This is a genomic window from Pseudomonas sp. MPB26 (genome assembly GCF_046605355.1).
GTDB lineage: Bacteria > Pseudomonadota > Gammaproteobacteria > Pseudomonadales > Pseudomonadaceae > Aquipseudomonas > Aquipseudomonas cedrina.
The window spans coordinates 2,740,253-2,760,946 of sequence record NZ_CP176793.1; the positions used below are offsets into that span (position 1 = coordinate 2,740,253).

Here is a 20,694-nt window from a genome sequence, read left to right on the forward strand (position 1 = left end):
ATCCTTTAGTGTGACAGTTGAGTGTTTTTAAACTTCGTCGTCTGCATACGGGTCCGGATGGCCCAGTTCTGCAAGCAACGTTTGTTCCAGTGCTTCCATTTCCTCGGCTTCGTCATCATCTATGTGGTCGTAACCCAAGAGATGCAAGCAGCCGTGGATGACCAGATGGGCCCAATGGGCCTCAATTGCCTTGCCCTGTTCTTTCGCTTCGCGTTCCACCACCTCGACGCAGATCACCAGGTCGCCCAGCAGCTGGATATCCAGCAGTTCGTCCGGTACGTCAGCGGGAAAGGACAACACGTTGGTCGCGTAATCCTTTTGACGCCAGGTGTGGTTCAGCGCTCGACCTTCGGGCTCATCCACCAGACGGATGGTCAGTTCCGAATCGGCGCTGCGCTGGCGCAAGGCCAGCTCACACCATTGGCGAAACTGTGCTTCGCTGGGGACGGATGCTTCGGTGACCAGCTGCAGGTCAAGCTCAAGCATCGCGGCGCGCGTCCTTGGCCGGTGCGTCGTCGCGATGATCGAAGCGCTCATAGGCCTCGACAATGCGCTGCACCAGCGGGTGGCGCACCACGTCCTTGGGCATGAAGTGCGTGAAGCTGATACCCGGCACGTCCTTGAGCACCTCGATCACCTGGGCCAGGCCCGATTTGGTGCCCTTGGGCAGGTCAACCTGGGTGACGTCCCCGGTGATCACGGCGGTGGAGCCGAAACCGATGCGGGTGAGGAACATCTTCATTTGTTCGACGGTGGTGTTCTGGCTCTCGTCGAGGATGATGAAGCTGTTGTTCAAGGTGCGTCCGCGCATGTAAGCCAGCGGAGCGATCTCGATCACCTGGCGTTCGATCAGCTTGGCCACGTATTCGAAGCCGAGCATCTCGTAGAGCGCGTCATAGAGCGGGCGCAGGTACGGGTCGATCTTCTGGGCCAGGTCGCCGGGCAGGAAGCCGAGCTTCTCGCCGGCCTCGACCGCCGGGCGCACCAACAGGATGCGACGCACCTGCTCGCGCTCCAGCGCGTCGACCGCGCAGGCCACGGCCAGGTAGGTCTTACCGGTACCGGCGGGGCCGATGCCGAAGTTAATGTCGTTGCCGAGGATTTCCTTGACGTACTTCTGCTGATTCAAGCCGCGCGGGCGAATCATGCCTTTTTTGGTACGCAACGCCACGCTGGCTTCGGCCACGGGGTTGTTGGCGAGGTCTTCGACCGCCGATTCCTGCAGGTACAGGTGCACGGTTTCCGGCGACAGCTCGCTACCCTTGGTTTCGCGGTAGAGGCGGCGCAGCAGGTTTTCTGCAGACGTCGTGTGTTGAGGTTCACCAATGAGCTCGAACTGATTGCCGCGGTTGCGGATCTCGATGCTCAGGCGTTGTTCGATCAGGCGCAGGTGCTCGTCGAACTGTCCGCACAGGTTGGCGAAACGGCGAGCCTCAAACGGCTCGAGAGTGAAACGATGGGGTTCTACTATAGGTGCGTTCAAGGTCGCTTTTAGCCGCCCTTTGGCTGTTGAGGTGGATTAGAGAATAACGCCAGCTGCCCGTGTGCGAAAGCACTTAAACAGCGCATCAATACTGTAGGAGCGAGCTTGCTCGCGAAAAACGTCAACCATGACGCGGGTCATTCTGGATGAGCGCGGCGTTCCCGGGTTCCTCGCGAGCAAGCTCGCTCCTACAGCGTTCACGTTTATGCGATCAGCGACCCCCGCAACGAGTGCGGTTGCGCCGCATCGATATGCACATCGGCAAACTGGCCGATCAGGGTCGGATTGTCGCACCGGAAGTTGACGATTCGGTTGTTCTCGGTACGGCCCTGCAATTCGCCGGGGTCTTTTTTCGAGTAGTCGGTGACCAGGATGCGCTGGGTCGAACCGACCATTTGTCGGCTGATCTCGAAACCCTGCTGGTTCAGGCGATGTTGCAGCGCATTCAGGCGCTCTTTTTTCAGCGTTTCCGGGGTTTCATCCGCCAGGTCGGCCGCCGGGGTGCCGGGGCGCTGGCTGTAGACGAACGAGTAGGAGAAGTCGAAACCGACGTCCTCGATCAGCTTCATGGTCTGCTCGAAGTCTTTCTCGGTCTCGCCGGGGAAGCCGACGATAAAGTCCGAGCTGATGCAGATACCCGGCACCGCCGCGCGCAATTTGCGCAGTTTGGATTTGTACTCCAGGGCGGTGTGGTTGCGCTTCATGGCCGCCAGGATGCGGTCCGAGCCCGATTGCACCGGCAAGTGCAGGTGCTTGACCAGCTCCGGCACTTCGGCGTGGGCCTGGATCAGACTGTCGGAAAACTCCAACGGGTGCGAGGTGGTGTAGCGAATGCGCTCGATCCCGTCCACGGCGGCGACCACGCGGATCAGCTCCGCCAGGTCGGCCAGGCGGCCGTCGTGGGTCAGGCCGCGATAACCGTTGACGTTCTGGCCCAGCAGGGTCACTTCACGCACGCCATTTTCGGCCAGGTGGATGATTTCCGACATGACATCGTCGAACGGCCGGCTGACTTCTTCGCCACGGGTGTAAGGCACCACGCAAAAGGTGCAGTACTTGCTGCAGCCTTCCATGACCGACACGTAGGCGCTCGGCCCGTCGATGCGCGGTTCGGGCAGGTGGTCGAATTTTTCGATCTCCGGGAAGGACACGTCGACCTGCGGCAGCTTGGTGAGGCGCGCGGCGTCGATCATTTCCGGCAGGCGGTGCAGGGTCTGCGGGCCGAAGACCACGTCGACATAGGGCGCGCGGTCGCGGATCGCGGCACCTTCCTGGCTGGCCACGCAACCGCCGACGGCAATCACCATGTCCGGGTTGGCCAGTTTCAGTTCGCGCCAGCGGCCCAGCTGCGAGTAGACGCGGTCCTGGGCCCGCTCGCGGATCGAGCAGGTATTGAGCAGGATCACGTCGGCATCTTCGGCGCGGGCGGTGACTTCCAGGGCCTGATGTTCGCCCAGCAGGTCGACCATGCGCGAGCTGTCGTACTCGTTCATCTGGCAACCGTGGGTTTCGATGTAAAGCTTCTTGGCCATGGGAATCGTCAACTGGTGGTAAAGAACCGCGCATTATAGGGGGCATGCCCATTGGTTCCTAGCGCTGTGCATCGGGTGCCATGCTATAGTTCGCGCCCTCTTTTATATCCCCGATGTGTTATCCGCCCACCATGACCAAACGTGAAGCTCCAATCTATAAGGTGATTTTCCTCAACCAGGGCCAGGTGTTCGAAATGTACGCCAAGCAGATCTATCAAAGCGATCTGTGGGGTTTCCTGGAGGTGGAAGAGTTCGTCTTTGGCGAGCGCACCCAGTTGGTCGTCGACCCGGGCGAAGAGAAGCTCAAGGCGCAGTTTGAAGGCGTGGTGCGCAGTTTTGTGCCGATGCATTCGATTGTGCGCATCGACGAAGTCGAGCGTATGGGCACGCCGAAGATCAGCGAGGCGCGGGGCACCAGCAATGTGATGCCGTTTCCGATGCCGATGCCTGAGAAGTAGGGCGTTAGACCGCGTCGCGTCCATCGCAGGCAAGCCAGCTCCCACAGTCGATCGAGTTCCAACTTTGGAATGCATTGAACTGTGGGAGCTGGCTTGCCTGCGATGGCGGTAGAAGGGTTTAGCTGAAATCAGGGCAAGGGCGAAAAAGGCGAACGCCCATCGGCACTCTGCAATTCCTGCAAATAATTGCGAAAGATTTGCCCCAGCACCTGCGTCGCCACTTCCAGCTCATCGCGCTGCATGTGCTCGGCCACTTCATCGGCCGTGTCCAGTGCGTCTTCGGCGCCGTTGACTGCGGCCATTTTCAGCACGATGTACGCCTGCACGTTGTTGGCCGGCACGCCTTCGCCTTTGAAAAACATGCTGCCCAGCTGAAACTGCGCCTGGGCGTGGCCCTGCAACGAAGCTTTCTCGAAGTAACTCAAGGCCTTGTTCAGGTCGCGCGCCGGGTTTTTGCTGTCGTGGAAGTACTCGCCCAACTCGTATTGCGCCTGCGCATCGCCGCCGTCGGCCTGTTTCTGGCACGCGCTCAGGGCCTCGGCCTGGCTGTCTGGCTGGGTATTGAGGGTGCAGCGACCCATCGCTGGGATTAACAACGAGTTGCCGCCTGCTTGTGCATGCGCCAGCAGCGGCTGAAGGAGCAACAGGCAGCCCAGAACCAGGGTGCGGCCGGTGCGTTTCATGGGAATCGACTTACCTCTGACGGGGCGCGCGGACCCTCGAGGGATCCAATAAGCGCGCATTATGAAATAAGCAGGCCCCTGCTTACAAAGTCTTTACTCGTTTTTCTGCTGGTTGGGCAAGTTATCTGCCGGATTGCAGGTAATTTCTCGAAAAAAATCGGAAATGTCTGTCAGTAAAGTAGTCATCAGGCACCGTTTGCGCGGTGCCTGTTGGCTGCGGCCGATTACTTCAGTGCAGCGAAGGCCCGCTCGGCGGCGTCGAGGGTCAGTTTCAGCTCGGCGTCGCCATGGGCAATCGAGGTGAAGCCGGCTTCGAAAGCGCTCGGCGCCAGGTATACACCGCCTTCGAGCATGAGGTGGAAGAAGCGCTTGAACAGATCGGCATCGCTGCCCATTACGTCATCGAAGGTGACGATATCGTCGGCACCGCTGAAGTACAGGCCGAACATGCCGCCCGCCTGGGTGGTGACAAACGGGATACCGGCCGCATCGGCGCGCAGTTGCAGGCCATCGAGCAGGCGAGTGGTGTAGTCGGTCAACTCGGCGTGGAAGCCTGGGCGGCTGATCAGGCGCAGGGTGGTCAGGCCGGCGGCCATCGCCAGCGGGTTGCCTGACAAAGTGCCTGCCTGATACACCGGGCCCAGCGGCGCGATGTGCTGCATGATTTCGCGCTTGCCGCCGAAGCAGCCCACCGGCATGCCGCCGCCGATGATCTTGCCGAAGGTGCTCAGGTCCGGCGTCACACCGTAGTGGGCCTGGGCGCCGCCAAGGGCGACGCGGAAACCGGTCATCACTTCGTCGAAAATCAACACCACGCCGTGCTTGTCGCACTGCGCGCGCAGCCCTTCGAGGAAGCCTGGCGCCGGCGGTACGCAGTTCATGTTGCCGGCCACCGGTTCGACGATGATGCATGCCACGTCCTGGCCCACTTCACTGAGCATCTGCTCGACGGCGCCGATGTCGTTGAACGGCAGGGTCAAGGTGTGTTTGGCAAACGCCGCCGGCACGCCGGCCGAGCTCGGTACGCCTTGGGTCAGCGCGCCGGAGCCGGCTTTTACCAGCAGGCTGTCGGAGTGGCCGTGATAGCAGCCTTCGAACTTGATAATGCTGTCGCGGCCGGTGAAACCACGGGCCAGGCGGATTGCACTCATGGTGGCTTCGGTGCCGGAGCTGACCATGCGCACCATTTCCATCGACGGCACAATGCTGCACACCAGGTCAGCCATCTCGGTTTCCATGGCGGTCGGCGCGCCGTAGGAAAGGCCGTGGTGCAGTTGCTGACGCACCGCGTCCAGCACGTCCGGGTGGCTGTGGCCGAGGATCATCGGGCCCCAGGAACCCACGTAGTCGACGTAGCGTTTGTCATCTTCGTCGGTGACGTAGGCGCCTTCGGCATGCTTGAAGAACAACGGCGTGCCGCCCACGCTCTTGAACGCACGCACGGGGGAGTTCACACCGCCGGGGATGTGTTTCTGGGCATTGGCAAACAGGGTTTCGGAACGGGACATGATGGGATCTCTGAAATCAAATCTTGAAAAGGGCATTGAACGCACGGGCGCGACGCGTGACTTCCTGGGTGCTGTCGGCACCGAACAGGCCGTGCACCACCGCCAGTAGGTCGGCACCGTGGGCCACCAGGGGTTCGGCGTTCTCCAGGGTGACGCCGCCGATCACGCAGATTGGCAGGTGCAGGCGCTTGCGCGCGTCGGCGAGCATCTCAACGGTGGCGGCCGGTGCACCGGGCTTGGTGCTGGAATTGAAAAAGCGGCCGAAGGCGACGTAGCTGGCGCCTTCCTTGGCGGCCTGTTCGGCCAGTTCGATCTGGCTGTGGCAGGTGGCGCCGATGATCGCCTTGGAGCCGAGCAGCGCACGGGCCGGGGTCAGCGGGCCGTCGGTCTGGCCCAAGTGCACGCCGACGCCGAGGCGAGCGGCCAGTTCAGCGTCATCGTTGATGATCAGTTGAGTCTTGTAGCGCGAGCACAGTTCCCGCAGTTTTTCCGCTTCACGCAGGCGCCGGGCTTCGTCGCTGCTTTTGTCGCGGTATTGCAGCAGGGTCACGCCACCGTCCAGCGCCGCTTCGACGTAGGCGAGGAATTTGCCGGCCAATAATTGGCTGTCGGTAATGGCGTAAAGGCCACGTAGTTTCATCGGGCGAGCCTCTGGGCGTTACGAACAGAAATCCAGCGGTAACCGGCGCGGTACAAACTGGCCCTGGCCGAGTTGTTCGGCATCACGCAGGGTGCGCCAAGTGTAGTTGAGCGCCGATTGCACAGCGCTGACCAGGCCTTCGCCCTGGGCGATTCGCCCGGCCAACGCGCTGGCCAACGTGCAGCCCGAACCGTGATAACTGCCGGGCAGGCGCTGGCAGGTAAAGGTCTGGCGCGTGCCGTCGCGACTGTACAGCCGGTTGTGCACTTCGTGCTCGTCGCCGTGGCCGCCGGTGATCAACAGATGCTTGATGTACGGCAACAGCTTCTCGGCGCACTCATCCGCCGTGCCTTCAGGCAGTTCTGCGAGGATGCGCGCTTCGGGCAGGTTCGGCGTGGCGATCAGCGACAACGGCAACAGCCGCTCGCGCATCGCGAAGCCGACTTCGTCCTTGCCCAGGCTGCCCCCACCACCGGCGCGCAGTACCGGGTCGCACACCACCGGCAGCTGCGGGTGCGCCTGCAGCAGTTCAACCACGGTGTCGACCATCGCGGTGGAACCGAGCATGCCCAGCTTGACCGCCGCCACCTCGGAATCGCCGAGCACGGCATTGGCCTGGGCCAGTACCCACTCGCGGTCGAGCACGCGGAAATCGCTGACATTGACGGTGTTCTGCACGGTCAGGGCGGTGACGGCCGGGGCCGCGTGGCAACCCTGGGCGAGCAGGGCTTCGATATCTGCCTGCAAGCCGGCGCCACCACTGGGATCATGGCCGGAGAGACAGAGGACAACGGGGCGAGAGCTGTAGATATTCATGGTGCGCGAGCTTACCACCAAACGCTTTTGGCGGGGTCTTCCGACGATGCCTGAATGTTAGACGTATTTATCGCGGTTTATGGCGGTTTGCTAGTATTTGCCGGATGCGGTAGAACGCGCTGTAACCCCTGTTCTAGAGCCTTTCGAAATTTTATTTCAATGGTGTCTAATTGCCTTTAGCGGCTATGCTAGAGTGGATCCAAACGACTAACTGTATTGCCGGTGTACGTCTTCTCAAAAGGATGGGGGGCTTTTTGACATAACCGGACAGGCCACGCTGGGGCTCTATGCGCTATTTGCTGATGTTACTGTTGTGCGGGCTGCCGATGCTCGCCGGCGCCGTTGAGTTCACCCAGGACACGCGAAGCCTGCCGTTGGGCCGGGCCATGCAAGTGCTCGAAGACCCGACCGATGCCTTGACCATCGATGATGTCAGCGCGCCTTCCGCCGCCGTGCAGTTCAAACCCCACGATAAAGACACCCTGAATGCGGGCTACTCACGCTCAGTGTTCTGGCTGAAGGTCAATCTGCGCTACCAGCCCGATCATTCCGACGCGCAACGCACCTGGTTGCTGGAACTGGCCTACCCGCCGCTCGATCATCTTGACCTCTACTTGCCCGACAGCACCGGCACCTATCGCCTGGTCGGGCGAACCGGGGATGCGCTGGCGTTTTCCGCCCGCGAAATCCGGCAGAACAACTACCTGTTCAAGGTCGACTTTGCCCCTGGGGAGGCGAAGACCGTCTATCTGCGTCTGCAAAGCGAAGGCTCGATCCAGGCGCCATTGACGCTCTGGTCCAGCACCGCCTACCTGGAGGAGCAACCGCTGCGCCTGTACGTATTGGGGCTGATTTATGGCGTGTTGCTGGGGATGCTGGTCTACAACCTGTTTATCTACCTCAGCGTGCGCGACACCAGCTACCTCTATTACATCTTCTATATCGCTTCGTTCGGCATGTACCAGCTGTCGGTCAACGGCGCGGCGGTGGAATATTTCTGGCCGAACAACCCCTGGTGGGCGAATGCCGCGACGCCGTTTCTGATTGGTGCGTCGGCGTTGTTCGGCAGCCTGTTTGCGCGCAGCTTTTTGCACACGGCCCAGCACAGTCGCTGGATCAACCGCTTGCTGCTGACACTGGTGGCCTGCGGTGGCGTGGTGATGCTGCTGTCGTTGATGACCAGCTATGCCCTGGCGCTGCGCCTGGCCACCGGGTTGGCGCTGGTGTTCACCGTGACTATCTTTGTGGCGGCCATCAAGGCCTGGTATTGCGGTCAGCGCGTGGCGCGCTATTTCATCATCGCCTGGTCGGCGTTCCTGCTCGGTGGGGTGGTGAATACATTGATGGTGCTGGGCTACCTGCCCAATGTGTTCCTGACCATGTACGCCAGCCAGATCGGCTCGGCGATTGAAGTGGCGTTGTTATCCCTGGCCCTGGCCGATCGCATCAACGCCATGCGCGAGCAACAGGCGCAGATTCTGTTCGACGCCAGCCAGAAGCTCGAAGTGCTCAATCAGCAATTGGCCCGCAGCAACCGCCTCAAGGATGAATTCCTCGCCACCCTGACTCACGAACTGCGCACCCCCATGAACGGCGTGATCGGTTCCCTTGAACTGATGCAAACCATGCCGCTGGACGCGGACCTGGCGAGCTACCAGCAAACCGCCGCCGGTTCGGCGCGGGACATGATGCGCATGGTCAACGGCATCCTCACCCTCACCGAATTGCAGGCTGGACGCTTGAGTGCCCAGCCTCAGGAGTTCAGCCTGCGCGGCACGCTCGACACCTTGCGCCAGCAGTTCAACCCCATCGCCCAGGGCAGAGGCCTGGCGTTTTCCGTCGACGTGGCGGACGAGCTGCCGGACCGCGTGCTGGGCGATGCCGATAAACTGCTGCAGTGCCTGGATTGCCTGCTGGACAACGCCTTCAAATTCACCCACGCGGGCTCAGTGCGCCTGCGTGTGGTCGGCGTGCCCCAGAGCGACGGTGCCCTGCACATGAGCTTTATCGTCACCGACACCGGTATCGGCTTTGCTTCCCTCGACGAGGCTACGCTGTATCAGCGGTTCTTCCAGCTCGATGGTTCCATGACGCGCGAGTACGGCGGCCTGGGTATTGGGCTGGCGATTTGCCGTCAATTGATCGAGTTGCTGGGCGGGCGCCTTACCCATCATTCCGAACCGAGCAAGGGCAGCCGCTTTCAGCTGGACGTAACACTCAGCCCGGTTGCGCCCGAAGCGAAGCCTGCGCCAGAGCGGCAACGTTCGCCCCAGGAGTGCGCGGTGCTGTTGGTCGATGACAACAGCGTCGGCCAGTTGGTGGTGCGTGGCATGCTGCTCAAGCTGGGTTACCGGGTGAAAACCGTCGACACTGGCCCGAGCGCGTTGGCGGCCTTGCAGGGTGGGGATTTTGACGCGGTACTACTGGATATTCCCGAAGGCGGGTTCTCATTGTGCTGTCAGATTCGGGCACTGCCTGGCTGTGGTGAGTTGCCGGTGATCGCCTTGAGCACTTCGCTGAATGTGTCGGAGCGTGAGGGTTGCCATGGTGTCGGTGTTTCTGATCGCCTGGCCAAGCCGGTGCGGTTCGAGGCGTTGCAAGCGGTGTTGGAACGCCGCTTGTTGTGTCCAGCAGAGGGCAAAAGCGCCGCGTATTCGGCAGGTTTACCACTTTTTTAAGCGGGTTGACGGTGCTTAACTGAAAAGACCGGCCTCTCGGCATGCCCTTGTAGGAGCGAGCTTGCTCGCGAAAAACCTGAGAATAACGCGTTCATCTAGAATGAGCGCGTTATCGTTGATGTTCTTCGCGAGCAAGCTCGCTCCTACAGGAGGCGTGAGCGACATTGGCCTTTTACTGGAGGCCCGTCATGAACCTGCATCAGTTCGCCGAAACCCACGACGTCACCAACCAGCCCCCGTCCCTGGACGGCACCAACCTGTACCGTATCGATGTGCCCCTGCAAGAATGGTCGCGCCGCTTTGGCGCCGGCTGGGCGCAACCGCGCATCGATGCCTACGGCGCGCTGGCCGGCGGGCCGCTGATGGAGGCCGGGTTCCTGGCGAACCAAAACAAACCGGTGTTCAGCAGCCATGACCGCTACGGTCACCGCATCGACCTGGTGGAGTTTCATCCGGCCTATCACGAACTGATGCGCACCGCCGTCGAGCACGGCTTGCCGTCGCTGCCGTGGGCCCATCCGCAGCCCGGCGCCCATGTGGCGCGCGCCGCCATGACTTACCTGCACAGCCAGGCCGAAGCCGGCACCGGCTGCCCGCTGACCATGACCTTCGCCTGCGTACCAGCCCTGCGTTTGCAGCCGGAGCTGGCAGACACCTGGCTACCGAAAATACTCAGCACCCACTACGACCCGCGCAATATCGGCATCGCCCACAAGAGCGGCGCCACCATCGGCATGGCCATGACCGAAAAGCAGGGCGGCACCGATGTGCGCGCCAACACCACCCGTGCCTATCCGGTGGGCGCCGGCGGTCCGGGCCAGGCCTATGAACTGGTGGGCCACAAATGGTTCTGCTCGGCACCGATGTGCGACGCTTTTCTCACCCTGGCCCAGACCAACAAGGGCCTGACCTGTTTTCTGCTGCCCCGGCACCGGCCGGACGACACACGCAATGAGTTCTACATCCAGCGCCTGAAAAACAAACTCGGCAACTGCTCCAATGCCTCCAGCGAAGTAGAGTTCCGTGGCGCCCTGGCCTGGATGGTCGGCGAAGAGGGCCGGGGGGTGCCGACCATCATCGAAATGGTCGCCATGACCCGCTTCGATTGCATGGTCGGCTCAAGCGCCCTGATGCGCCAGGCGCTGACCCAGGCCAGCCATCATTGTGCCCATCGTTCAGTTGGCGGCCGCATGCTCAGCGAGCAACCGCTGATGCAAAACGTGCTGGCTGACCTGGCGCTGGAAAGCGAAGCCGCCCTGGCCTTGAGCCTGCGCATGGGCCGCGCGTTGGACCACTTGGGCGATGAGCAGGAAGCCAAGTTCGCCCGGCTGGTGACCGCGGTGGGCAAATATTGGATCTGCAAGCGCGCCCCGGCGATGATCAACGAGGCCGCCGAGTGCATGGGCGGCGCTGGGTATGTCGAGGACAGCATCCTGCCGCGTCTGTACCGTGAGGCGCCGGTGAACTCGACGTGGGAAGGTTCCGGCAACGTGCAATGCCTGGACGTGCTGCGGGCGTTGTCGAAGGAGCCGGGCGTGCTGGAGGCGTTGTTTGTCGAGCTGGGGGACGGCCATGGGGACAGGCAACTGGCGCGGCGGATTGAACAGCTGAAGTCGGCATTCATGGACACCCAGGACATCCAGTACCGCGCACGACAGCTCACCGAGGATATTGCCGTGGCGTTGCAGGCCAAATTGTTGCTGGAGGCGGGGCATGCGGCGGTCAGCGATGGGTTTATTGCCAGCCGGTTGGGAGAATCGTCCGGTCGGGTCTACGGCACCTTGCCGCGCGGGTTGGATGTGCAGGCGCTTGTCGCAAGGTCTACGCCAAACCTGACTGAATAAACACGGACAATGTGGGAGCGGGCTTGCTCGCGAATGCGGTCTGTCAGTTGATGAATATGTAGCTGATACATAGCATTCGCGAGCAAGCCCGCTCCCACATTATTTACCGCATTCCAATCCCGCTGTTTAAGTGAAGCTTCGATACAGGCAAGATAAAGACCTGCAACTCAGTACACAGGATGCTTACCGTGACCGAAGCTTTTGTTGTCGTTCAAACCGCCGAAGAAGCCGTGGATCGGCTGGCGGCTCTGCATGAGCGGGCCACCGGCGCGCTCAATCAAGCCCTCAAGCAATACCTCAAGGACCGCGTCGAGCCCGACGCCGACCAACGCGCGCTGTTTCGCTACCCGGAACTGCGCCTGACCTACCACTGCCACGGCGAAGTCCCACAGACCACCCGGGCGTATGCCAAGGTCCAGTTGCCGGGAACCTACAGCGTTACCGTCACCCATCCTGCGGCGTTCCGTAAGTACCTGCTGGAGCAATTGGTGCCATTGATGCACGACTTCACCGTGACGGTGGAAGTGGGCGTCAGCCAGCAGAACATCCCGTATCCGTATGTAGTGGAGCAGGGCGACGAGCTGGCCGGCTCCGGCGTGACCGCCGCGACCCTGGCCCGCGTGTTCCCCAGCACCGACCTGTCGGCCGCCACCGATGGCATCGCCGATGGCCTGTATGATTGGGAAAACACCGACCCGCTGCCCCTGGCGTTGTTCGATGCGGCGCGCGTGGACTTTTCCCTGCGCCGCCTGGTGCATTACACCGGCAGCGATTGGCGCCATGTGCAGCCGTGGATCCTGCTGACCAACTACCACCGCTATGTCGACCAGTTCATCCTGCATGGCCTGGAACAACTGCGCAGCGACCCACGGTTCATCCGCATGGTACTGCCGGGCAATGTGATCATCGACAAGAGCATGGACCATGGCGAAGCGTCGGCGATTGCCGCCGGCGTGGTCTGGCACCGCTACCAGATGCCGGCCTACCACCTGCAAGCCACTGACGGCCACGGCGTGACGCTGGTGAACATCGGCGTCGGCCCGTCCAACGCCAAGAACATCACCGACCACCTGGCCGTGCTGCGTCCGCATTGCTGGCTGATGATCGGCCATTGTGGCGGCCTGCGCCAATCCCAGACCATCGGCGACTACGTACTGGCTCACGCCTACATGCGTCGCGACGGGATTCTGGACCGTGTGGTACCGCCGAACATCCCGATTCCGGCCCTGGCCGAAGTGCAGCTGGCGCTGCAGCAAGCGGCGGCGCACGTGACCGGGGAAAAGGGCGAAGAGCTGAAAAAACGCCTGCGCACCGGCACCGTGCTGACTTACGACGACCGCAACTGGGAACTGCGCTGGGCCCAGGAACGGCCGTTGATCAACCTCTCCCGCGCCGTGGCGGTGGACATGGAAAGCGGCACCATCGCTGCGCAGGGCTATCGTTTGCGCGTGCCATACGGCACGTTGTTGTGTGTCTCGGACAAACCGCTGCACAGCGAGATCAAGCTGCCGGGCTCGGCCAACGCGTTTTATGAGCGCGCGGTCAGCCAGCACCTGAAGATCGGCATCGAGGCGGTCGACCTGCTGCGCACCGAACTCAACTCGCTGCACTCGCGCAAACTGCGCAGCTTCGACGAACCGCCGTTCCGCTAAGCGTTGGGGATGGTCATTTAACGGTCAGGCCACTAGCATTGTCGGTCCTGACCGTTAGATGTTCCTTTGCCATGTCTCGTCCCACCCGTCCCGATTCGCGCCGCCCTGGCGTGAAGCTCCCGCATTCCGCTGCACGTCGCGTCGCCAAGGCGCCGCCGGCCGAGCCGAAGTTGATTCTGTTCAACAAGCCGTTCGACGTACTGACCCAGTTCAGCGACGAAGGCGGGCGCGCGACCCTCAAGGACTTTATCGATATTCCCGGCATCTACCCGGCCGGCCGTCTGGACCGTGACAGCGAAGGCCTGTTGCTGCTGACCAATGATGGCCAGTTACAGGCGCGCATTGCCGACCCCAGGCACAAGCTGGCGAAAACCTACTGGGTGCAAGTCGAAGGCGAGCCCAGCGAAGAACAACTGCAACGCCTGCGCGACGGCGTGGCGCTCAACGACGGTAAAACCTTGCCCGCCGAAGCCCGGCAGTTGGATGAGCCGCAGCTATGGCCACGCAACCCGCCGGTACGCTTTCGCAAAAGCGTGCCCACCCATTGGTTGGAGCTGGTGATTCGGGAAGGGCGTAACCGCCAGGTTCGGCGTATGACGGCGGCCGTGGGCTTGCCCACGTTGCGGCTGGTGCGTGTGCGAATTGGCGATTGGACACTCGATGGCCTGGATCAAGGCCAATGGCGGGAAGTACCGGCGCGTTTATAAGGCGCCGGACTCGATCAGGCCGATCACCACGCTCTTGATGATGAACGCGGCCACGCCCAGCCCCAGCACGAAGAACAGGATGAACGAGCCAAAGCGCCCGGCCTTGGACTTCTTCGCCAGGTCCCAGACGATAAAGCCCATGAAAATGATCAGGAGGGTGACCAGGCCGGTCATCATCCATTCTTCAAACAGGACGGGGTCGATGTTGTTCATGAGGCTGTTCCGACAAGACAAGCGAGCAGTATACGGCAGGGTCACAGGTGCAATATTGACCTGAGTCGGTCGCGGTCAATGTGGGAGCTGGCTTGCCTGCGATAGCGGTGGACCAGTCAGCCTCACTGTGACTGACAGACCGCCATCGCAGCATAGGTATCTACACATCTTTGTAGTGAGCGGGCTTGTCCCGCGCTGGGCTGCGAAGCAGCCCCAAACCAGGCGACCGGATTCTACCTGAAGTTCGGCGATGCCTTTATTGGGGCGGCTTCGCCACCCAGCGCGGGACAAGCCCGCTCACTACAGGGATACTTTTCAGTCGTTGAGAGTTGTGTAGATACCTATGGCTATTGCAGGCAAGCCAGCTCCCACATTTGAACTTCGCTGCCTTTAAGTACGCAGGTGGGTCAGTGGCAGTTCGGTGCTATTCAATACCTGGTTCAGCACAAAACTGGAACGCACACTGGTCACGCCTTCAATGCGGGTCAAATGCCCCAGCAGCAGTTTCTGGTAGTGGTCCATGTCCGGCACCACTACTTTCAACTGGTAATCGGCATCCATTCCCGTCACCAGGCTGCACTCCAGCACCTGGGGCAGGGTGCGGATCGCCGCTTCGAAATTCTCGAAACGCTCGGGGGTGTGGCGGTCCATGCCGATCAGCACATAAGCCGTGAGGCTCAGGCCGAGCATTTTGCGGTCGAGCAACGCGACCTGGCGGGCGATGTAGCCGTCGTCTTCCAATTGCTTAACCCGGCGCGAGCACGGCGAAGGCGACAGGCCGATTCGCTCGGCCAACTCCTGGTTGGAGATCCTCGCGTCACGCTGCAATTCCGCCAAAATACTCAGGTCGTATCGGTCAAGCTTGCTCATCGGGTTAACCTTTGTAGTAACTATTGCGGTGAATTATCCATGAAGGGTTAAAAATTGCGCAAGCACTGTTTATTGACGCAATCTTCGCAATCATCTGTCGGGCGCGGGCGGGTATCGTTATCAACAGAATCACCGCCTGGACACCAGTCCACAGCAGTCCGCCCAATCAGGTGCGCTGCGGCCGCCACCCCAGCAGGGTTGAGCCGGCCTCCAGGCTGCACACTGTCCACAAGACGGCGTGAGGTGAGCCAACGCCAAAAGCGTTGAGCCAGGACGAAGTTCTCAAGGGGTGGCCGACGGGTCGCCCCTTTTCTTTTGCCTGCTGATAACCTGTGTCAGAACCGGGCCTCGCTTTTCCAGTCTCATGGACAGGCCCTAATCCGCAGTGAGGAATAGCATGAAGCGCATCTGGCGTATGGCAGGTGTTGGTTTGCTGGTGGTCAGTGTCGGCACGCAGGTAGTGGCCGATGAGCGCGATAACTCACCGAATCAGGGGCAGCGGCCGCAGGGCGGTGGTGGGCAGCATGAGCGTGGTCCTGAAGGCGGGCGGCCCGAAAATAATCCGCCGCGACCCGAGAACAATCAGCCACGCCCGCAGAATCAGCATTTTGAACGTGGCGGCCCTGACGGCGGCGGCCAATGGCAAAGCCGTCCGCAAAACAATGAGCAGCCTCGGCCGGCGCCGCAGCCCCAGCCGGCGAACAACCTGCCGATCCAGGGCCGGCCCGATACCGTGCGCCAGACCCAGGAACCGCGCCAGGGCTACTACCGCGACATTCCCCGGCGCAACGACGACAACCGGCACTGGGAGGCGGGCGGCCCCGGTTCGCGCCCCGGCTACAACGGCCATCCCAACGATAACCGCTGGCCAGGCCGTCCCGACGGCCACGGCAATGGCTGGGGCCCGGGCCCGCAGTATCGCCCCGGCTATATCGTCGACCGCTTCCCGGACCGTAACTACCGCGTGCCCTATCGCGGCCAGGATTACTTTTTCTCGGGTGGCTACTGGTATCGCCCGCAAGGCCCGCGCTATGTCGTCGTAGCACCGCCGTATGGCATCCGCGTGCATTACTTGCCGGACTATGCCCGGGAAGTATGGGTGGGCGGCTCGCTGTTGTTCCTCGCCGCCGGCGCTTACTACGCCTACGAAGAAAGCACCCAGCAGTACGTGGTGGTGCAACCACCGGCGGCTGTGCCCACGCCGCCGCCCGCGCCCCAGGGCAACGGTTATGACGTGGTGGCGTACCCCGCCAACGGCCAGTCACCGGCCCAGGTGCAGCAGGACGGCAATGACTGTTATCGCTGGGCGGTGCAGCAAAGCGGCTTCGACCCCCAGCAAGTCACCTACGCCCCCGACCCGGCCGTGGTGCGCACCTACCGCCAGGCCCAAGGCAACTGCCTGAGCAGCCGCGGCTATCAGGTGCAGTACTAGGTCTTATTGCCCGTGACCACTTCCCGCGGGTCGGCGTGCACCAGCACTTCGGCGCGCGGGTAGGCTTGGTGGATGGCATCGGCGGCCTTGTCGCTGATGCCGTGGGCGACGGACAGCGTCAACTCGCCCGGTAACTCCAGGTGCAACTGCACAAACCAATGGTTGCCCGACACGCGCGTGCGCAAGTCATGGGCACCTAATACCCCCGGTACGCCACGTGCCAGTTCCAGCATGTGCTGGCTCACATCCGGCGGCAGTTCCTCATCCATCAGCACCGCGAAGCTTTCGCGGGCGATCTGGATCGCGCTCCACAAGATATAGGCGGCGATGCCCAGGCCGAACCAGGCGTCCACCTGATGGTAGCCAAGGCCGGCCAGGATCAGCGCCACCAGAATGCTGCCGTTGAGCATCAGGTCCGAACGGTAGTGCAGCGAGTCGGCGCGCACGGCGTTGGAGCCGGTTTCGCGAATTACCCGATGTTGCAGCATCAACAACGCGACGGTCAGCACCAGGGAGAAGACGATCACGCCGATGCTCAACCACGGCGCGCCCACCGGTTCCGGGTGTTGCAGGCGCCCGTAGGCCTGGAACGCGATCAGCACCGCGCTGCCGCCGATAAACAACGCCTGGGCCATGCCCGACAGCGACTCAGCCTTGCCATGCCCATAGCGGTGATCGTCATCGGCCGGGCGCAGCGCGTAATGCACCGCCACCAGGTTCAGCAGCGAGGTCACGCCGTCCAGCAGTGAGTCGGTCAGCCCGGCGAGCATGCTCACCGAGCCGCTGAACCACCAGGCGATGGCCTTGGTGACAATCAGCACACAGGCCACGCCCACCGACGCGCGGGTGGCCAGGCGCAAGAGCCTGGCGTGTTCGGCACTGCTGGTCATAAGCGGTCCTTAGGCGGCGGGCTGCAGGCCCAGGGCCGCGAGTTGCTGCACGCTGCCCTTGAACTGGATCATGCGCGGATCGTCCAGCGGCAAGGTACGGCCGGTTTCTTTCTGGATGATGCTTTGCAGCTTGGCGTTGTCGACCTTGCCGTCGGCGCCAATGGCTTCGTGGAGTTTTTCCGGGGCGACCTGGGCGGTCTTGCCCGGTTCGAAGTAAATGGCGCCGGTGGCGAAGTCCACGCCAAAGGCGATCAGGCCGGGGATCACGTAGAACAAAAGGCCGATGGCGTCGAGCGCAGCGATGGCCGGGTCGATCTTGCCGTCGATCTGGCCGCGGCGGTCGGGGTAGAAGATCGAGCCGCAGGCCGTCAACTGGCTCAGCAGGGTGACGGCGAGGACACCGCCGATGACACGGGAAGCGATACGCATAAAATTCTCCTGAACTCGTTTGAAAGGTGACTATAAGCCAGATCTATCAGGCGACGCTGTTCCCATGTGAGAGCTGGCTTGCCTGCGATGGCGGTGGGTCAGTTAATGAATAGCTGACTGACCCACCGCCATCGCAGGCAAGCCAGCTCCCACATTGGACCGCATTCGCAGGTGCTATACAGACCTGCACCGGCATCCGGCAGTTCGCCGTTATACTCGCCGCTCTGCTTTGGAGCCAGTATGAATTCGTTGCCGATTGATGAAGTTTTACCTGCCCTGCGTGACGCTTTGGCCAACCGCCATGAAGCCGTGCTGGAAGCGCCACCCGGCGCGGGTAAAACCACCCGCGTGCCCCTGGCTTTATTGAACGAGCCGTGGCTGGCCGGGCAGACCATCCTGATGCTCGAACCCCGGCGCCTGGCCGCCCGCGCCGCAGCGGAGCGATTGGCCAGCGAATTGGGCGAAAAGGTCGGTGAAACCGTCGGCTATCGCATTCGCCTCGACAGCAAAGTCGGCCCCAACACCCGCATCGAAGTGGTCACTGAAGGCATTCTCACCCGCCGCCTGCAGGATGACCCGGCGCTGGACGGCGTGGGGCTGCTGATCTTTGACGAGTACCACGAACGCAGCCTCGATGCCGACCTGGCGCTGGCCCTGAGCCTGAACGGTCGCGATCTGTTTCGTGATGAGCAGCCGCTGAAAATCCTGCTGATGTCCGCCACCCTGGAAGGCGAGCGCCTCTCCGGTTTGCTGGACGACGCGCCGATCCTGCGCAGCGAAGGGCGCATGTTCCCGGTGCGGATGCGCTGGGGGCGGCCGTACCAGGCTGGGGAATTTATCGAGCCGCGGGTGGTGCAGACCATCCTTGAAGCGCTGCATGATGAAACCGGTAGCGTGCTGGTTTTCCTACCGGGCCAGGCGGAAATTCGCCGGGTCAATCAGCAACTGGCCGACGCTCTGGGTAACCGCCCGGATGTGCTGCTGTGCCCGCTGCATGGCGAACTGGACCTCCATGCCCAACGCGCCGCCATCGACGCCGCGCCCGCCGGTAAACGCAAAGTGGTGCTGGCCACCAACATCGCCGAGACCAGCCTGACCATCAACGGCGTGCGCGTGGTGATCGATGCCGGCTTGGCGCGTGTGCCGCGTTTCGACCCGGGCAGCGGCATGACCCGCCTCGATACCCAGCGCATTTCCCGCGCCAGCGCCACCCAGCGCGCCGGCCGGGCAGGGCGCCTGGAGCCGGGCGTGTGCTATCGCTTGTGGTCCGAAGACCAGCACGAAGGCCTGGCCGCTTATGGCAGTGCCGAAATTCTCGCGGCAGATCTAGCCGGCCTGGCCTTGCAGTTGGCGCGCTGGGGCGTCACGCCCATGCAGTTGGTGTGGCTGGATCTGCCGCCGGCCGCTGCATATGCCCAGGCCGAGGATTTGCTGGTGCGCCTGGGCGCATTGAAGGAAGACAAGCTGACCGCCCATGGGCAGAAGATGGCCGAGTTGTCGGCCCATCCGCGCATCGCCCATTTGTTGTTGCGCGGGCAGGACCTGGGGTTGGCGGCGATGGCGTGCGAGGTCGCCGCGCTGTTGGGTGAGCGCGATATCCTGCGCGGCGGCGGCGCGGACCTGCACAGCCGCCTGGCGCTGCTGTCCGGCGAAGAACGTGCGCGCGGGACTCAAGGCGGCGTACAGCGCGCCAAGCAGCTGGCCCGGCAATATCGCGGCTACCTGAGAGGCCAGGCCACGCAACCGGTTGGCGACCCCGACCACCCGCGCTGGCTCGGCGCTTTGCTCGCCCTGGCGTACCCGGACCGCGTCGCCCAGCAACGCCGCCCCGGTGGCGCCGAATACCGCCTGGCCAACGGCCGCGCCGCGCTGTTCGCCGAGGCGGACAGCCTGATGAAGCAAGCCTGGCTGGTCATCGCCGACCTGGGCAGCCGCCAGGGCCAGCGCGAAGAACGCATCTACCTGGCGGCGGAATTTGATCCGGCATTGTTCGACACGGTACTCGCTGAACAAGTGCGCAACGTCGACCAGTTGGACTGGGATGAACGCGAAGGCGTACTGCGCGCCGAGCGCCAGCGCAAGGTCGGCGAATTGGTGCTCAGCCGCGAACCGCTGACCGGCTTCGACGAATCCGCGCGCAGCCAGGCGCTGGTCAACCTGGTGCGCCGCAAAGGCCTGGAGCTCCTGCCGTGGACGCCCGAACTGCGCCAATGGCAGGCGCGCGTGATGCTGCTACGCCAGCTGGACGCCGGTAAAACCAGCGAATGGCCCGACGTCAGCGACAGCGCCTTGCTCGCCAGCCTCGAGCACTGGCTGATGCCCTACCTGGGCAAAGTCTCGCGGCTGAGTCATTTCGCCAATCTGGATATTTCCAGCTACCTGCACAACCTGCTGCCCTGGCCGCTGCCCCAGCGCCTCGACGAACTGGCGCCGCAGCATGTGAAAGTGCCGTCTGGCTCGTCGGTGCGCCTGGATTACAGCGAACAGCCGCCGATCCTGGCGGTGCGTTTGCAGGAGCTGTTCGGGCTGGCGGATACGCCACGCATCGCGGGTGGGCGCCAGGTGGTCAAGCTGCACCTGCTGTCCCCGGCACGGCGGCCGGTGCAGGTGACGCAGGACCTGGCGAACTTCTGGCGCAGTACCTACGCCGAGGTGAAGAAGGATTTGAAGGGGCGGTACCCCAAGCATTATTGGCCGGATGATCCGTTGATCGCCGAGCCGACGGCCCGGATCAAACCGCGCAAGTAGCCGCGACAGAGGTCAAATGTGGGAGCTGGCTTGCCTGCGATGATATCGCTGCGGTGTTACTGACAAACCGCGTCGTCTGCATCGCAGGCAAGCCAGCTCCCACATGGGTTT

18 protein-coding genes are annotated in these 20,694 nt (G+C 62.5%); 7 read left to right on the forward strand and 11 right to left on the reverse strand.

Translation table 11 applies throughout. From position 1 onward, the window contains the following. Positions 1–27 precede the first annotated feature (27 nt). From ybeY to miaB, 3 genes are all read right to left on the reverse strand, one after another. Entirely contained in the window at positions 28–486 is a 459-nt protein-coding gene (gene ybeY, locus ACLH0H_RS12670) for an rRNA maturation RNase YbeY (protein WP_411382211.1), read from the reverse strand. Beyond that, the gene (locus ACLH0H_RS12675) at positions 479–1,483 is read right to left on the reverse strand and encodes a PhoH family protein (protein WP_411382212.1); all 1,005 of its coding nucleotides are present in this window, start codon (positions 1,481–1,483) and stop codon (positions 479–481) included. Before ACLH0H_RS12675 ends, ybeY begins: the two co-directional genes overlap by 8 nt. 203 nt (positions 1,484–1,686) lie before the next feature. Then, positions 1,687–3,015 (reverse strand): tRNA (N6-isopentenyl adenosine(37)-C2)-methylthiotransferase MiaB, encoded by a 1,329-nt coding sequence (gene miaB, locus ACLH0H_RS12680; RefSeq protein ID WP_411382213.1) that lies wholly within the window; start codon positions 3,013–3,015, stop codon positions 1,687–1,689. Positions 3,016–3,146: 131 nt separating this feature from the next. Between miaB and ACLH0H_RS12685 the strand changes: the two genes are divergently transcribed. Next, positions 3,147–3,473 (forward strand): DUF1820 family protein, encoded by a 327-nt coding sequence (locus tag ACLH0H_RS12685; protein ID WP_076952681.1) that lies wholly within the window; start codon positions 3,147–3,149, stop codon positions 3,471–3,473. Between the two features lie 128 nt (positions 3,474–3,601). Here the strand turns inward: ACLH0H_RS12685 and ACLH0H_RS12690 are convergent, their stop codons facing one another. From ACLH0H_RS12690 to ACLH0H_RS12705, 4 genes are all read right to left on the reverse strand, one after another. Next, entirely contained in the window at positions 3,602–4,156 is a 555-nt protein-coding gene (locus ACLH0H_RS12690; protein WP_076952682.1) for a tetratricopeptide repeat protein, read from the reverse strand. Positions 4,157–4,380: 224 nt separating this feature from the next. Further along, the gene (gene hemL, locus ACLH0H_RS12695) at positions 4,381–5,664 is read right to left on the reverse strand and encodes a glutamate-1-semialdehyde 2,1-aminomutase (RefSeq protein ID WP_411382214.1); all 1,284 of its coding nucleotides are present in this window, start codon (positions 5,662–5,664) and stop codon (positions 4,381–4,383) included. 16 nt (positions 5,665–5,680) lie between these two features. Then, positions 5,681–6,304, reverse strand: a complete 624-nt coding sequence (gene thiE, locus ACLH0H_RS12700) for a thiamine phosphate synthase (protein WP_307388882.1) — start codon at positions 6,302–6,304, stop codon at positions 5,681–5,683. 18 nt (positions 6,305–6,322) lie between these two features. Beyond that, the gene (locus tag ACLH0H_RS12705; RefSeq protein ID WP_411382215.1) at positions 6,323–7,120 is read right to left on the reverse strand and encodes a hydroxymethylpyrimidine/phosphomethylpyrimidine kinase; all 798 of its coding nucleotides are present in this window, start codon (positions 7,118–7,120) and stop codon (positions 6,323–6,325) included. A 287-nt stretch (positions 7,121–7,407) separates the two neighbouring features. Between ACLH0H_RS12705 and ACLH0H_RS12710 the strand changes: the two genes are divergently transcribed. The 4 genes from ACLH0H_RS12710 to ACLH0H_RS12725 all read left to right on the forward strand — a co-directional run bounded on the left by ACLH0H_RS12710 (position 7,408) and on the right by ACLH0H_RS12725 (position 14,001). Continuing rightward, positions 7,408–9,798 carry a 7TM diverse intracellular signaling domain-containing protein gene (locus ACLH0H_RS12710; protein ID WP_411382216.1) on the forward strand — a complete coding sequence of 797 codons (2,391 nt, stop codon included), beginning with the start codon at positions 7,408–7,410 and terminating at the stop codon, positions 9,796–9,798. A 188-nt stretch (positions 9,799–9,986) separates the two neighbouring features. Beyond that, entirely contained in the window at positions 9,987–11,642 is a 1,656-nt protein-coding gene (locus ACLH0H_RS12715) for an acyl-CoA dehydrogenase family protein (protein ID WP_411382217.1), read from the forward strand. A gap of 179 nt (positions 11,643–11,821) precedes the next feature. After that, positions 11,822–13,294 carry an AMP nucleosidase gene (amn, locus tag ACLH0H_RS12720; RefSeq protein ID WP_411382218.1) on the forward strand — a complete coding sequence of 491 codons (1,473 nt, stop codon included), beginning with the start codon at positions 11,822–11,824 and terminating at the stop codon, positions 13,292–13,294. A gap of 71 nt (positions 13,295–13,365) precedes the next feature. Next, a complete protein-coding gene (locus tag ACLH0H_RS12725; RefSeq protein WP_411382219.1) occupies positions 13,366–14,001 on the forward strand; it encodes a pseudouridine synthase in 636 nt (211 codons plus the stop codon). On the opposite strand, the gene ACLH0H_RS12730 is transcribed toward ACLH0H_RS12725, so the two are convergent. Further along, the gene (locus ACLH0H_RS12730) at positions 13,996–14,205 is read right to left on the reverse strand and encodes a DUF2788 domain-containing protein (protein ID WP_065891203.1); all 210 of its coding nucleotides are present in this window, start codon (positions 14,203–14,205) and stop codon (positions 13,996–13,998) included. The genes ACLH0H_RS12725 and ACLH0H_RS12730 overlap by 6 nt on opposite strands. Before the next feature lie 399 nt (positions 14,206–14,604). Continuing rightward, positions 14,605–15,084 carry an Lrp/AsnC family transcriptional regulator gene (locus tag ACLH0H_RS12735; RefSeq protein WP_003194418.1) on the reverse strand — a complete coding sequence of 160 codons (480 nt, stop codon included), beginning with the start codon at positions 15,082–15,084 and terminating at the stop codon, positions 14,605–14,607. A gap of 397 nt (positions 15,085–15,481) precedes the next feature. Between ACLH0H_RS12735 and ACLH0H_RS12740 the strand changes: the two genes are divergently transcribed. After that, entirely contained in the window at positions 15,482–16,516 is a 1,035-nt protein-coding gene (locus ACLH0H_RS12740; RefSeq protein WP_411382220.1) for a DUF6515 family protein, read from the forward strand. Here the strand turns inward: ACLH0H_RS12740 and ACLH0H_RS12745 are convergent. Beyond that, positions 16,513–17,406 (reverse strand): cation diffusion facilitator family transporter, encoded by an 894-nt coding sequence (locus tag ACLH0H_RS12745; protein WP_411382221.1) that lies wholly within the window; start codon positions 17,404–17,406, stop codon positions 16,513–16,515. The two genes, ACLH0H_RS12740 and ACLH0H_RS12745, sit on opposite strands and share 4 nt — an antisense overlap. A 9-nt stretch (positions 17,407–17,415) precedes the next feature. Further along, complete coding sequence (locus ACLH0H_RS12750; RefSeq protein ID WP_411382222.1) at positions 17,416–17,835, reverse strand: polyribonucleotide nucleotidyltransferase; 420 nt, start codon at positions 17,833–17,835, stop codon at positions 17,416–17,418. A 240-nt stretch (positions 17,836–18,075) separates the two neighbouring features. Between ACLH0H_RS12750 and hrpB the strand changes: the two genes are divergently transcribed. Then, entirely contained in the window at positions 18,076–20,583 is a 2,508-nt protein-coding gene (hrpB, locus tag ACLH0H_RS12755; protein ID WP_411382223.1) for an ATP-dependent helicase HrpB, read from the forward strand. The last annotated feature ends 111 nt before the right edge of the window (positions 20,584–20,694 follow it).

Coding starts and splice junctions, on each gene's coding strand:
- ACLH0H_RS12735 (WP_003194418.1), bottom strand. CDS start 15,084: ATGAGCAAGCTTGACCGATACGACCTGAGTATTTTGGCGGAATTGCAG.
- amn (WP_411382218.1), top strand. CDS start 11,822: ATGCTTACCGTGACCGAAGCTTTTGTTGTCGTTCAAACCGCCGAAGAA.
- ybeY (WP_411382211.1), bottom strand. CDS start 486: ATGCTTGAGCTTGACCTGCAGCTGGTCACCGAAGCATCCGTCCCCAGC.
- ACLH0H_RS12715 (WP_411382217.1), top strand. CDS start 9,987: ATGAACCTGCATCAGTTCGCCGAAACCCACGACGTCACCAACCAGCCC.
- miaB (WP_411382213.1), bottom strand. CDS start 3,015: ATGGCCAAGAAGCTTTACATCGAAACCCACGGTTGCCAGATGAACGAG.
- ACLH0H_RS12710 (WP_411382216.1), top strand. CDS start 7,408: ATGCGCTATTTGCTGATGTTACTGTTGTGCGGGCTGCCGATGCTCGCC.
- ACLH0H_RS12705 (WP_411382215.1), bottom strand. CDS start 7,120: ATGAATATCTACAGCTCTCGCCCCGTTGTCCTCTGTCTCTCCGGCCAT.
- ACLH0H_RS12725 (WP_411382219.1), top strand. CDS start 13,366: ATGTCTCGTCCCACCCGTCCCGATTCGCGCCGCCCTGGCGTGAAGCTC.
- ACLH0H_RS12740 (WP_411382220.1), top strand. CDS start 15,482: ATGAAGCGCATCTGGCGTATGGCAGGTGTTGGTTTGCTGGTGGTCAGT.
- hrpB (WP_411382223.1), top strand. CDS start 18,076: ATGAATTCGTTGCCGATTGATGAAGTTTTACCTGCCCTGCGTGACGCT.
- ACLH0H_RS12690 (WP_076952682.1), bottom strand. CDS start 4,156: ATGAAACGCACCGGCCGCACCCTGGTTCTGGGCTGCCTGTTGCTCCTT.
- thiE (WP_307388882.1), bottom strand. CDS start 6,304: ATGAAACTACGTGGCCTTTACGCCATTACCGACAGCCAATTATTGGCC.
- hemL (WP_411382214.1), bottom strand. CDS start 5,664: ATGTCCCGTTCCGAAACCCTGTTTGCCAATGCCCAGAAACACATCCCC.
- ACLH0H_RS12750 (WP_411382222.1), bottom strand. CDS start 17,835: ATGCGTATCGCTTCCCGTGTCATCGGCGGTGTCCTCGCCGTCACCCTG.
- ACLH0H_RS12685 (WP_076952681.1), top strand. CDS start 3,147: ATGACCAAACGTGAAGCTCCAATCTATAAGGTGATTTTCCTCAACCAG.
- ACLH0H_RS12745 (WP_411382221.1), bottom strand. CDS start 17,406: ATGACCAGCAGTGCCGAACACGCCAGGCTCTTGCGCCTGGCCACCCGC.